The organism is Bradyrhizobium sp. LCT2, from assembly GCF_009931255.1.
GTDB classification, from domain to species: domain Bacteria; phylum Pseudomonadota; class Alphaproteobacteria; order Rhizobiales; family Xanthobacteraceae; genus Bradyrhizobium; species Bradyrhizobium diazoefficiens.
This window is the reverse complement of the sequence record NZ_CP034432.1, coordinates 5,540,976-5,552,922: the sequence shown is the minus strand read 5'-3', so window position 1 is coordinate 5,552,922 and position 11,947 is coordinate 5,540,976. Positions and strand designations below refer to the sequence as shown.

Below are 11,947 nucleotides of genomic sequence, written 5' to 3'. Positions count from 1 at the left end.
CGTTAAGCCGTCCTTGTCCAGAAGCAGCCCATGAGTGATCCCCAGAATTCCGAGACCCCGCTGCGTACGACGTTCAAGATCAAGCTGAACGGTGACACGCTGGCGATCGCGACCGTCGGCCAGGCCTATCAATTCCTCACCAACTTCAAGTCGGTCGAGTGGATGGAATTCCGCACGCTGCACGAGGAAGCCATCTCGGCCCTGGAAGGCGCCGCCGGCAACGCCATGCTCGCGGTGCAGGCGACCAACGCCGTGCGCGCGCTGTTCGTCAGCGCGAAGCTGCTCTGAGACAACCGTTACTCCCCTCCAATCGTCGAACCCGCTCCCGAATGCCTGCGACGAAGGCGTGGCGCGCTTCTGCGCCGAGGAACGGGATCGCATGAATATCGCAGACTTCATTGCCGGCGTTGATCGCGCCCGCGCGGAGCAACCGACGCTCGCAGCGCTCGAGGCATTCGAAAAATCCATCGGCTGCCGCTTGCCGGACGAGTATCGCCAGTTCCTGATGGTCTGCGCCGGCGGCTATTTCCAGGGCTCTGCCGAGTTCAACTGGCCGCAAGGGCACTGGGCCGGCGCGGTCCAGGAGGTGCTGGGATTGCGGCGCGATGAATGCTCGCTGGTCCAGACGCGTCAGACTCCGCAATGGCCGACCGTCGATGAACTCCTCTGGATCATGAGCGACCACGGCGGCAACCCGATCTGCATGACGATCGACAAGGCGCATTTCGGCAAGATCTGGTTCATCGATCACGAGGTCGCCGAATACGAGAAGCCCTGGACGCTTGCCGAGGCGATGTCGAACGAATGGGGTTACGTGCTGCCGCTCGCACCGACATTCGGCGATTTCGTCGCCGGATTGTATGAGCAGGCTGAGGCCTCGTGAGAATCTGCTCGGGTCCCGGACAAGCCGCAACGCTTACAGCGTTGCGGCGCAGAGCCGGGACCCAGATGGCCACTCGGCATGGCGGATAGATGGGCCCCGGCTCTGCAGCGCATCGCGCTCGACGATGCTTCGCATCGCGAGGGAGACGCTGCGCTGCGTCCGGGGCACGAGAGGAAGCAGGACGATCAGTGCCTGCCGTCGCCATGCCCATCGTCGTCATCATGGAAGTCGTGGTCGCCGCCCGGCCTGAAGCCGGGGTCGATGCAGGCGAAATTGCCGGCGTCGTTGGTCATGCCGCTGCCCTTGTAGGCCGCGATCTTCGGATAGACGCATAGCGGCCTCGTGCCGCTGGCCGGGAAGTTCATCGCAATGCGCGGATCAAAAAGTCCGCCGGTCGGGTAGGGCGAGGTGGCGTTGGTATTGGTCGCGACAATGCGTTCAGGCGCGATGCCTTTCTCGACCCAGTCGGTGATGGCCTTGACCTCGTTCTGCGCGAAGCTCGCGGTGGCCGCACCGCCGCCGCAATGGGCCATGTTCGGCACCATGAACAGCCGCGCGAAGTCGGTCGCGCGCCCGTTCATGCGCCTGTCCATGTTGCGATACCAGCGGGCGATGGCAGCACCGGAGAAAATGCCGTCATTGACGGAGGAGGAGACGATCAGCTTGCCGCCGCGCGCCCTGAACGGCCGCAGGTCGGTCGAGACCGCGGCCATGAAGTCCATGCTGCTTTCAGGATAGGCTTGCGTCTTCGCGAAGATCTTCGGCGCGTCGGTGTCGAAGTTGAAGCGGAACACGAAGGCTTCCTGGCCGTTCGGCCCGTTGACGGGCGTGACGACGGGCGGGGTCTGGAAGATCATCGGGATCGCGCCTGCGCCGAGCGTCAGGTTGATCGCGGTGTTGACGTTCGGCACCGGCGCGGTGACGACGTTCCATAGTTGCCAGCCCGCGCCGGGCGCGGTGGGCGGCGTCCAGATGCCGGCATCCCAGAACCAGTTCGAATAGAGCCGTTGGCCGCGGGAATTGACCGGCCCGGCATAGATTTTCTTCAGCGCGTCCACCTGTGCGCCGGTCAGGCACGTGCCGCCATGCGGCGTGCTGCCGTGCGAGCCGGTGCCGCAGGTGTAGCTGGCGAGCGCCGGATACACCTTCTTCGCCGTGCAGGCGTGATAATTGTCGACGATGCCGTCGACCAGCCCGTCGAGCGCGTCGCAGGCGCTCAGGATCGCGGCCGAGGCCACCTGGAGATCCTGCACCGGAAACGTGTCGGGAATGAAGGGCTGTCCGTTGACGTCCTTGCTGGTGGCGAGCGTGCCGAGCACCTGCTCGTTCCAGGCTTCCGCAAGGGCCGCCTGTGGCAGGCTGAAGCCGGGATTTTGCGAGATCACGCCGTCGAACAGCCAGGGGAAGCGCTGCGACGCCATCATGGCGTCACGTCCGCCGTTCGAGCAGCCCATGATGTAGGAATAGACGGTGTCGAGGCCGTAGTAATAGGAGATGATCTGCTTCGAGATCGTCGCGGTCTTTTCGATGCCGTTGTAGCCGTAGTCCCTGCGCGCCTGGGCGTCGATCGCGAAATGCGCGGAGCCTCCGGCATTGGCATCGTCGTCCTGATGTCCGCCGACCGGATTGCTGGCGTTGTCTTCATGCCCGCCGTCGTCGGCGGCCACGGCCCAGCCCTGACCGAGCTCGACGCCGGCGGCGCCCTGCGGATCGGCCTGGAGGCTGCCGTCGGTGCCGCCGCCGCCCATCATCTCGAAACGGCCATGCCAGGTATCGGGCAGATTGAGCGCGAAGCCGATCCCGTAAGTGAAATGATCGGGGTCCTGCGTCGAGACGCGCTTGTTGATGATGCCGATCACGTTGCAGTAGCCCGCCTTCTGGGTCGCGCTCAGGATCTGCGTGTTCGGCAGCGTGAGGCCGGTGAGGGCCGTGCAGGACGCGCGCGGGGCAACACCACTCGGCGGCAGGCCGTGGGCCATTGCCTGCGGGCCGAAAGCCGTCCAACCGGCAACAATGGTCGAGGCGAGAAGTAATCGTTTCATGTCATGCCCTCCAGCTTGATGATTGTCGAAAGCAGCGGTCGTCCACGCGACATCGTGCGGCGCCGGCCGTTGCGGCAGGCGTCGTCAAGGCTGCAAGCGATGTCGCTGTCGGTCGGGACGTCCTGGTCGTCGGGAGGCCGGGGAGCTTCGCGATGCGGATCGCAGCGCGCGGAACGCAATGCGCCGACGGCCGCAATCGTGTCGCCGCGATGCGCGATGGCATGCGGATCGTCGCCGTTCCCTGATGCAGGCACCGACGTTAGCTCCCCTGAAGCCTGCTCGTGTGACGGCAGGTTTTCTTGATCCTTAGGCAAGCGATGTTGCCGTGTCAACATGACGCAACACGCGAGTCCGCGGTGCAACCTGTCGTAGAAGCTGCATCGGCAAGGCGCGACGCCGCGCGGCTTCTCGATCCCGGTCCGCTGCGATAGACTTGGCGTTCGAATCCCGGACCACCGGGCGGATGCCGCCGCGCCGGCTTGTGAAAGATGGTCGTCGATGGAGCCGGAGAAGGCTGGCGTCAGGAAGCGATCCCCGAAGGGAGCGTCGCGCAGGGCGCAGGTTGCAAAGCCGGCGCGATCCGCCTCGCGTGCCGCGCCGGCCGGAAAGCCCGCCCGGCCAAAGCTGCTTGCCTCGGACGATCTGTCCCGTTCACTCGGCTATCGCATCCGGCGGGCCCAGCTCTGGGTGTTCAGGGATGTCAGCCGGCGGCTGGCCGCCTTCGACATCAGTCCGGCGCAGTTCTCCGTGTTGTCGGTGATCGAAGCCAATCCCGGCGTCAATCAGCTTGCCATCGCGCAATCCTTGTCGATCGAGCGGGCGGGGCTCGGGCGGCTGGTGGATCATCTGGAGCGGCGCGGGCTGGTGCAGCGCTCGGCCTCCGCCGTCAACCGCCGCTACTACGTGCTGTATGTGACCCAGACCGGCGCCGCGCTCCTCGGCCGCTTGCGGCCGTCGATCGCCGAAAGCGAGAAGACCCTCGCGGCCAAGATCGGGCCGCGCGCGTACAAGGAATTGCAGCGAGCGCTGTCGATCTTCCTCCAGGACACTTGATCCGGAACACCTTGAACTCGGCGACGGGAACGGGCAAACGGTCTGCGAGGACCGTGGCCCAGGCCATCCATTTGAAGCCTTGCTTTAGGGAGAGACCCCATCATGAAACGCCGTACATTCCTCCAGGGTGGCGCGGTCGCCGGCGCGACGACGCTGGTTGCTGCACCTGCGATTGCGCAAGGCGCGCCCGAGATCAAATGGCGCCTGACCTCGAGCTTCCCGAAATCGCTCGACACGATCTACGGCACGGCGCAGACCTTCGCGAAATACGTCGCTGACGCCACCGACAACAAATTCCAGATCCAGACCTTTGCGGCCGGTGAGCTCGTCCCCGGTTTGCAGGCGCTCGACGCCGTCAGCGCGGCCTCCGTCGAGATGGCGCAGACGCCGCTCTACTTCTACATCGGCAAGGAGCCGGCGCTGGCCTATGCCACCGGCGCGCCGTTCGGCATGAACCATCGCCATCAGGAGTCCTGGTGGTATTTCGGCGGCGGCGCCGATCTCGCCAACGAGGCGCTGAAGCCGTTCAAGGCGCATGCGATCCTCTGCGGCAACTCCGGCACCCAGATGGGCGGCTGGTTCCGCAAGGAGATCAAGACCGTCGACGATCTCAAGGGCCTCAAATTCCGCATCGCCGGCATGGGCGGCCATGTGCTGGCGCGCCTCGGCATCGTGCCGCAGCAGCTCGCCGGCGGCGACGTCTATTCGGCCCTGGAGAAGGGCTCGATCGACGCCGCCGAATTCGTCGGTCCCTATGACGACGAGAAGCTCGGCTTCCAGAAGGTGGCCAAATACTACTACTTCCCCGGCTGGTGGGAAGGCGGCGCCATGCTGCACATGATCGTCAATGACGAGAAGTGGGCTTCGCTGCCCAAGCACTACCAGGCCATCGTCAACCAGGCCGCCTCTGCGGCCGGCGCCTGGATGCTCGAGAAGTACGACAGCGTGAACCCGGCGGCGCTGAAGCGGCTGATCGCCAACGGCGCCGAGCTGAAGGCGTTCCCGCAGCCGGTGCTGGAGGCTTGCTACAACGCGACCCAGGAGCACCTGAACGAGCTCGCGGCCAAGAGCGACCTGTTCAAGCGGACCAAGGAGAGCCACGACGCGTATATGAAGGAGCTGCTGTTCTACACGCAGATCGCGGAAAACTTCTACGACAACTATTTGCTCAGCAAGATGCGCAACAAGACCTGATTGCAGCAAGAGGGCGCGGTGTTTTCAGGCGTGCTCCGAAGGACACTGTCATTCCGGGGCGCGCCTCTTGGCGGGAGCTATGATGCGCAATTGCGCATCTGAGAATCCATTTCACCGCGTGTCTTGCCGCCCGATGGATTCCGGGCTCGCGACTTCGTCGCGCCCCGGAATGACTGCGGAGGGAGCGGTCTACGCCGCGCCCAGCCCGAGCTTTGCGTAGATGCGCCGCGCATAGGCACCGAACGCATCCGTTGTCTTGAGCGGAAGGTCGCGCGGGAAGGGCAGGTCGATCGGGAAGTAGTCGGCCATCTTCGCCGGGCCCGCGGTCAGCACGGCGCAATGCGAGGACAGGAACACCGCTTCCTGGATCGAATGCGTGACGAAGATGATGGTCTTGCCGCTCTCGCGCCAGATCCGCAGCATCTCCAGGTTCATCTGCTCGCGCGTCAAGGCGTCCAGCGCGCCGAACGGCTCGTCCATCAGGATCAGCTTGGGATCGTGGATGAAGGCCCGCGCGATGGCGGTGCGCTGCTGCATGCCGCCTGACAGCTGCTGCGGATATTTCTGCTCGTAGCCGGCAAGCCCGACGAGGTTGAGCAAGTCGCGCGCCCGCTCGCGCGCGGCTTTCATCGGTAGCCCCACGATCTCGGCCGGCAGCAGCACGTTGTCCAGGATCGTGCGCCATTTCAGCAGCAGCGCCTGCTGGAATACCATGCCGATGTCGCGGGTCGGATCGAACGGGCTCCTGGCGCTGCCGATCTTCACGGTGCCGCCGTCGGCGCCGTGCAGGCCCGCCAAAATCTTCATCACCGTGGTCTTGCCGCAGCCGGACGGGCCGACCAGCGAGACCAGCTCGCCTTCCTGCACGTCCATGGTGACGTCGGAGACGGCGAGAAACTCCGCGCCGCCGCTGCGGTAGACTTTCCGGACGCCGCGCAGGCTGATGAAGGGCTCGTCCGTCATGCCAGCCATTTGCTGAGGTTGGTGGCCACGAAGTCATAGTCGCTGAGGTCGGCGTGCTCGCGGCAGACGCGGTCGATCTCCTCCTTTTGGCCGGGGCTGAGGCCCTCGGCCGGATCGAGGCACCACAGCCCCTGCATCAGGCCCTGACGCCGCAGGATCTCGTGGCAGCCGGCGATGCAGCCGTGGAAATTGTTGGCGACGTCGAAGAAGGCGCTGTTGCAATCGGTGACGCGGGCATCGAGCGCGAGCAGGTCGGCCGGCACGCTGTCCTTGTGCCGCGCCGCCTTGCAGCGATCGAATTGCTTGATGGCGCTCGCCGTCCACACCGACCAATGGCCGAGCAGTCCGCCCTTGAAATAGGTGCGCGTGGTGACGCCGTTGTCGCGCAGGTCGAACGGCAGCATGAGATCGAGCAGGATATGGTCATCATTGCCGGTGTAGAGCGCGACGCGGTCGAGCGCGCCTGCCGCTGCCACGCCGCGCAGCACGTCGAGCGTGCGGTAGCGGTTGAACGGCGCGATCTTGATCGCGATCACATTGTCGATCGAGGCAAAGCGTTGCCAGAATTGGCTCGACAGGATGACGCCGCCGACGGCCGGCTGGAGATAGAAGCCGACCAACGGAATTTCGGCGGCGACCGCGGTGCAGTGCGCGATAATCTCGTCCTCGGAGGCGCTCTTCATCGCGGCAAGGCTGAGCAGGCCGGCGTGGTAGCCGATGTCGCGCGCGGTGCGCGCTTCAGCGGTTGCCTGTCTGGTCGGACCGGCAAGTCCCGCGACCATCGCCAGCGGACGCCTGGTCCAGCTCGCGGCGGTCTCGGCGGCGAGCTCCAGCACGGGACGGTAGAGGCCGACGTCGCGGATCGCGAACTGCGTCGTGTGCACGCCGACCGCAAGGCCGCCGGCGCCGGCGTCGATGTAGTAGCGCGTCAGCGCGCGCTGATGCTTCTTGTCGAGCTTTCGTTCGGCGGTGAGCGCGAGAGGGTGCGCCGGCAGCACGGTGCCGTCGGCGATCAGCTTGCGAACGTCGGCATTGATCTGGCTGTGGTGCATGATGTCCTATCCAAATTCAGGGCCGGCGACGGCGAATGGCATTTCCTCGGCGGCAGTGGTGGCAGGGCCGAAGCGCATGCGCTGGAACGGCCGTTCGACGGTCCAGCCCGAGGCGGTCAATCCTTCCAAGAACGCGCCTTGCGAGGCGACGGCGTCGAGCAGGAGGGGGCGGGTCTCGGATCGCGCGATCGCCTGGACCAGGGCCAGCGCTTCGACGGCATGATCTGCAAACAAGGGACCGATGTGGCGCGCGGTTCTGCCGTCGCGGACCAGCGCGATGCATCCATTCGCTGCGACGATCCGCGAGGCGGAGCGCCGTGCGAAGGCGGTCAGGAGGGTCGTTCGGTCGAAGCCGGTGACCCGCCGGTCCCGCGCACAAAGCGCGTCAAGCGTCGCGGCCGAAGGCGGTCGCGCCGACGCTTGCGCTGAATTGACCAATTTCAGCCGCCGTAATTGCAGGGTCGGCGTGAAGCCGAGCGGCCCGTACACGGCAGCACCGTCGGGGGTCGCGTCGAGCCAGCTGGTCAGGCCGTTCCTGCGCGCCGTCTCCAGGCAGGCGTCGACGAGGCGCGTCGCAAGGCCACGGCGGCGATGCGTGCCTGATACGAGCACCATGCTGATCCAGGCGTTGCTGCCGGAATAGGGCAGCAGTGCCGCTGTCGCGACCAGCCGCATGCCATCGCGAATGCCGAACACGACGCCGTCGCGCAGGAAAATGCGCCAGTCCTCTTCGGTCTGGTTCCAGTGCGCCTCGACCGACAGCACGAGCCCGGCGATGGCATCGTTCACGCCGAGCTTGATGATGGGCGGGGTGTCAGTAGCGGCCATCGCGCACCTCGTATTTGGTGGGCTTGCCGAGGCTCGGCATGGCGCGGGACACCCAGTCGGCGGTCCAGGCAATCAACTGCTCGGTGTCGACGACCGGCAGGCCGAATAGCTCGACCGCCTGCGAGGTGTCGGTCAGCCACGCCGTCGGCTCCTCCTCGCCGGTCAGCATCGGGGCGCGGCCGAACCTTGCGCCGAATTTCGCCGCGAGATCGCGCACCGCCAGGATCTCGTGACCGCTGACATTGATCGGCGAGGTCGGCGCCGTGCAATGGGCGAGGCAGCGCAGCGCCTGCGCGGACGCATCGCCCTGCCAGATGAAATTGACATGGCCCAGGCTGACGTCGATCGGCGTGCCGGTGAGGACCTTGGTGGCGATGTCGTGCAGCACGCCATAGCGCATGTCGATCGCGTAATTGAGCCGGAACAGCCGGCCCGGCGTCGAAAACTTGCGCGAAAAATACTCGAACATGCGCTCGCGGCCGACGCAGGACTGGGCGTATTCGCCGGGCGGATTTGGCGCCATGTCCTCGGTCGCGCCTTTGCCGTCGACCGGCACGAAGGGATAGACGCAGCCGGTCGAGAACGCCACGATCCGCGACGACGGAAAGGCCTGCGCGACAAGGGCCGGGACATGCGCGTTCATCGCCCATGTCAGCGACAGATCGCCCTCGGCGCCGAACTTGCGGCCGGCCATGAAGACGATGTTGGGCGCCTTCGGCAGCGCGTTGATCGCGGCCTCGTCGAGCAGGTCGCAATTGATCGTCTCGACGCCGCGCCGATGCAGCCAGTCCTTGACGCCCGCCTCGCTGAAGCGCGCGACGCCGATGACGCGGCGATTCGGCGCGGCGGCTTTGGCGAGCCCCGCCAGCGTCGGGCCCATCTTGCCGGCGACGCCGAGGATCATGATGTCGCCCTCGACCTTGTTGAGGTCGTCGATCAGCGCCTGGGTCGGCCGGCACAGGAGATCGTCGAGCGCGGCGATGTCAGGAATGGTCTTCGGCAGCGTCTGGCGGGTGAGGAGCATCGGTCGGTCCTTGGTCAGTCAGGTTTTCCGTTTTCAGGTCTGCCGTTATCAAGTCTGTCTTGCATCGCCGACCACGAACATGCGCTCGAGGGCGAGCACGAGGCCGTAGAGGGCGACGCCGAGCAGCGTCAGCAGCACCACGGCCATCACCATCGCTGGGGTGTCGAGCGAGGACTGCACCTGGATCATGAGGTAGCCGAGCCCGCGCTCGGAGGCGATGAACTCGCCGACGATGGCGCCGGCGACCGCCAGGATGGCGCCGACCTTCATGCCGGAGAACACGTAAGGCAGCGATCCCGGCAGCTGGATCTTGCGGAACAGCGTCCAGCGCGAGCCGCGCAGCGATTTGACGAGATCGAGCAGATCCGGTTCGACCTCGCGCAGGCCGCGGGCGGTGGTGAGCAGGATCGGGAAGAAGCAGATGCTGAAGGCGATCAGGATGTTCGGCACGATGCCGTAGGAGAACCAGACGATCAGAAGCGGGCCGAGCGCAACCTTCGGGATCATGTTCAGCGTCACGAACAGCGGCAGCAGCACCATGCTGACCAGCGGCGCCCAGCTGAAGATCACCGCGAGGGTGATGCCGACGAATGCGCCGAGTGCGAAGCCGCCGAGGATCTCGATCGCCGTCACCAGCGTGTTGGAGCCCCAGGCGTAGCTCGCGGTTCCCAGTGTCTGCACGGTCGCGAGCGGTGAGGGCAGGATGAATTTCGGCACGTGGAAGGCATCGACCGCGACCTGCCACAGCACGAGCACGGCGAGGTGCACGATCAGGATGATCGCAAAGTTGCGGGCCGGGCCTGCTCCGTCACCTGCCACCTTTCGCTCCCCGTTGCTCGTGGCCTCTCCGCCACGACGGCAAGCCTAACCGTCCCCGGGGCAAGTTTCAACCATCTGGTTGATTATGGCCGGAGCGACTGGAGCACCAGATCGACGACATGCCTGCGCCGGGCACGGCGCTGAGCGCGGCTCGACAGGTCCTTGCCGAAGATCGCCGACAGCGTCGGCGTGTTGGAGAAGAAGAAATAGCTGAGGCCCGCGATGGAGATGTAAAGCTGGACGGGGTCGATCCCTTTGCGGAACAGCCCGCAACGCACGCCCTCATGGAGGATGTGGGAGACGCTTTTCACCAGCGGGGAATGCATCGCCTCCAGCCGCGTGGACCCGCGGACATGACGGGCACCGCCGCGGTTCTCGTCGTTCAGAAGCACGATGAAATCAGGGTTTGCCGCCAGGTGGTCGAACGAGGCTTCGATCAGCCGGCGGATCGCCTTGTCGGGCGGCAGGCCTTCCAGATTGAGCCTGCGCTCCTGCTCGCGGATGTCCTCATAGACCCATTCGAGCACGGCGAGGTAGAGCGCGTCCTTGTCGCCGAAGTAGTGGTAGACGAGCTGCTTGTTGACGCCGGCGCGCTCGGCGATCTCGTCGACGCGGGCGCCCGCAAGGCCGTGCCGGGCGAACTCCAGGCGCGCCGCGGTCAGCAGCTTCTTGCGGGTGGCGACCGGGTCGCGCCGCTGCGGCACGGTGTCGCCAGATCGTTTTGCGGGCATTTCCAACCAAACAGTTGACAATTGGAGGGCGGACTTGTTGCATTGGTAGCCTCACATGGGGAGAGCGACAAGCCGGGTCGCGGCAATGAGGAGACAAGCGATGAAGCGTTTGCAGGCGGCGGTTGTGACCCTGATGCTCGGCTTGGCGGGCATGCCCGCGAACGCGGGCGAGGCGGTGAACCTGATCCTGAACTGGACGCCCACGGCCGACCATTCGCCCTATTATTACGCGAAGGCGCAAGGCTGGTACGAGAAGGCCGGCATCGACCTCACCATCGAGACCGGCAAGGGCTCCGGCGTCTCCGCCGCCAAGGTCGGCTCGGGCGGCTCGCCGTTCGGCGTCGCCGACCTCGCCACCATGCTGGTGGCCAAGAGCAAGGGCGCCGACACGGTCGCGGTGATGAGCGTCTATGCCAACACCGGCCAGACCTTCTACTGGCTGAAGAGCTACGGCGTGAACGGGGTGAAGGATTTCGCCGGCCACAAGATCGGCAATCCGCCCGGGGACGCCTCGCGCGTGATGTGGCCGGCGTTTGCGAAGGCCGCAGGCCTTGCGCCTGATGCGGTCGGCTTCGTCAATATCGGGCCCACCGCGAAGGTCGCGGCGCTGAAGAGCCACACCGTCGACATCATCAGCGACTTCTACAATGAGCACGATGTGAAGGCGATCGAGTTCGGCCAGGACCTCGGCTACGTCAACTGGAAGGACATCGGGCTCAACCCTTACGGCAACTCGCTGATCGTCAACGGTGCTTACTTGCAGAAGAACCCGAAGGTGGTCGAGGATTTCGTTCGCGTCACGCAGAAGGCCCTTGCAGCCTGCGTCGCCGACGTCACCCCGTGCCTGAAGGCGCTGCTCGACCAGGTCTCCGGCCTCGACAAGGAGAACCAGGAGCGCCAGTGGGAGCGCATCAAGTTCCTGATGACGGACGAGTTCACGACGACGAAGAGCCTCGGCTGGATCGACGGCGAGCGGATGAAGAAGGACTACGAACTGGTCCAGACCTATCTCGGCATGGAGAAGCCGTTCGACGTGACGACGGCGTTCACGACCAAGATGCTGGATCCCGCCATCAAGATGGATGCGAGCAAGGTGAAGAAGTAGGGGGGGCTTCCATATCGTCGTCTTGGCGAAAGCCAGGACCCCCGCGCTGAGCGCTCGCGCTCGCCGCGATTACCCCAAGACGTCGTTTGGCGAAGACTCGTCGTTCGGTACTCCCACCGTCCGTAATCGATGGATTCCGCGGTATGGGTCCTGGCCTTCGCCAGGACGACACCGGAGGTCACGGCGGCTGTCCCGTGCGGACGAGCCGCCCGAGACCCACACCCAACTCATGTAACCCCACGGAGAAATTAAC

Annotated in this window: 13 protein-coding genes; 5 read left to right on the top strand and 8 right to left on the bottom strand. The window is 65.4% G+C overall.

Annotation, left to right across the window (positions count from 1 at the left end):
- Positions 1–30: 30 nt before the first annotated feature.
- Both EI171_RS26670 and EI171_RS26665 read left to right on the top strand, forming a co-directional pair.
- Positions 31–288 (top strand): hypothetical protein, encoded by a 258-nt coding sequence (locus EI171_RS26670; RefSeq protein ID WP_028171171.1) that lies wholly within the window; start codon positions 31–33, stop codon positions 286–288.
- 91 nt (positions 289–379) lie between these two features.
- Complete coding sequence (locus EI171_RS26665) at positions 380–883, top strand: SMI1/KNR4 family protein (protein ID WP_161535114.1); 504 nt, start codon at positions 380–382, stop codon at positions 881–883.
- A gap of 185 nt (positions 884–1,068) precedes the next feature.
- Here the strand turns inward: EI171_RS26665 and EI171_RS26660 are convergent, their stop codons facing one another.
- Both EI171_RS26660 and EI171_RS26655 read right to left on the bottom strand, forming a co-directional pair.
- On the bottom strand, positions 1,069–2,925 hold the full coding sequence (locus EI171_RS26660; RefSeq protein WP_161535113.1) for a tannase/feruloyl esterase family alpha/beta hydrolase: 1,857 nt from the start codon (positions 2,923–2,925) through the stop codon (positions 1,069–1,071).
- Entirely contained in the window at positions 2,922–3,179 is a 258-nt protein-coding gene (locus tag EI171_RS26655; protein WP_028171174.1) for a hypothetical protein, read from the bottom strand. Before EI171_RS26655 ends, EI171_RS26660 begins: the two co-directional genes overlap by 4 nt.
- A 244-nt stretch (positions 3,180–3,423) precedes the next feature.
- Between EI171_RS26655 and EI171_RS26650 the strand changes: the two genes are divergently transcribed.
- Both EI171_RS26650 and EI171_RS26645 read left to right on the top strand, forming a co-directional pair.
- On the top strand, positions 3,424–3,978 hold the full coding sequence (locus tag EI171_RS26650) for a MarR family winged helix-turn-helix transcriptional regulator (RefSeq protein ID WP_028171175.1): 555 nt from the start codon (positions 3,424–3,426) through the stop codon (positions 3,976–3,978).
- A gap of 102 nt (positions 3,979–4,080) precedes the next feature.
- Positions 4,081–5,172, top strand: a complete 1,092-nt coding sequence (locus EI171_RS26645) for a TRAP transporter substrate-binding protein (protein WP_011086976.1) — start codon at positions 4,081–4,083, stop codon at positions 5,170–5,172.
- Positions 5,173–5,361: 189 nt separating this feature from the next.
- Here EI171_RS26645 and EI171_RS26640 read toward each other — a convergent pair whose 3' ends face one another.
- The 6 genes from EI171_RS26640 to EI171_RS26615 all read right to left on the bottom strand — a co-directional run bounded on the left by EI171_RS26640 (position 5,362) and on the right by EI171_RS26615 (position 10,589).
- A complete protein-coding gene (locus EI171_RS26640; RefSeq protein WP_161535112.1) occupies positions 5,362–6,144 on the bottom strand; it encodes an ABC transporter ATP-binding protein in 783 nt (260 codons plus the stop codon).
- On the bottom strand, positions 6,132–7,187 hold the full coding sequence (locus tag EI171_RS26635) for a dihydrodipicolinate synthase family protein (RefSeq protein ID WP_161535111.1): 1,056 nt from the start codon (positions 7,185–7,187) through the stop codon (positions 6,132–6,134). The genes EI171_RS26640 and EI171_RS26635 overlap by 13 nt, the downstream gene beginning before the upstream one ends.
- 6 nt (positions 7,188–7,193) lie before the next feature.
- Positions 7,194–8,015 (bottom strand): GNAT family N-acetyltransferase, encoded by an 822-nt coding sequence (locus EI171_RS26630; RefSeq protein WP_161535110.1) that lies wholly within the window; start codon positions 8,013–8,015, stop codon positions 7,194–7,196.
- The gene (locus EI171_RS26625) at positions 8,002–9,039 is read right to left on the bottom strand and encodes an NAD(P)-dependent oxidoreductase (RefSeq protein ID WP_161535109.1); all 1,038 of its coding nucleotides are present in this window, start codon (positions 9,037–9,039) and stop codon (positions 8,002–8,004) included. The genes EI171_RS26630 and EI171_RS26625 overlap by 14 nt, the downstream gene beginning before the upstream one ends.
- A gap of 48 nt (positions 9,040–9,087) precedes the next feature.
- The gene (locus tag EI171_RS26620) at positions 9,088–9,858 is read right to left on the bottom strand and encodes an ABC transporter permease (RefSeq protein WP_161535108.1); all 771 of its coding nucleotides are present in this window, start codon (positions 9,856–9,858) and stop codon (positions 9,088–9,090) included.
- Positions 9,859–9,941: 83 nt separating this feature from the next.
- Entirely contained in the window at positions 9,942–10,589 is a 648-nt protein-coding gene (locus EI171_RS26615) for a TetR/AcrR family transcriptional regulator (protein WP_011086982.1), read from the bottom strand.
- Positions 10,590–10,689: 100 nt separating this feature from the next.
- Between EI171_RS26615 and EI171_RS26610 the strand changes: the two genes are divergently transcribed.
- Positions 10,690–11,694, top strand: a complete 1,005-nt coding sequence (locus tag EI171_RS26610) for an ABC transporter substrate-binding protein (protein ID WP_161535107.1) — start codon at positions 10,690–10,692, stop codon at positions 11,692–11,694.
- The last annotated feature ends 253 nt before the right edge of the window (positions 11,695–11,947 follow it).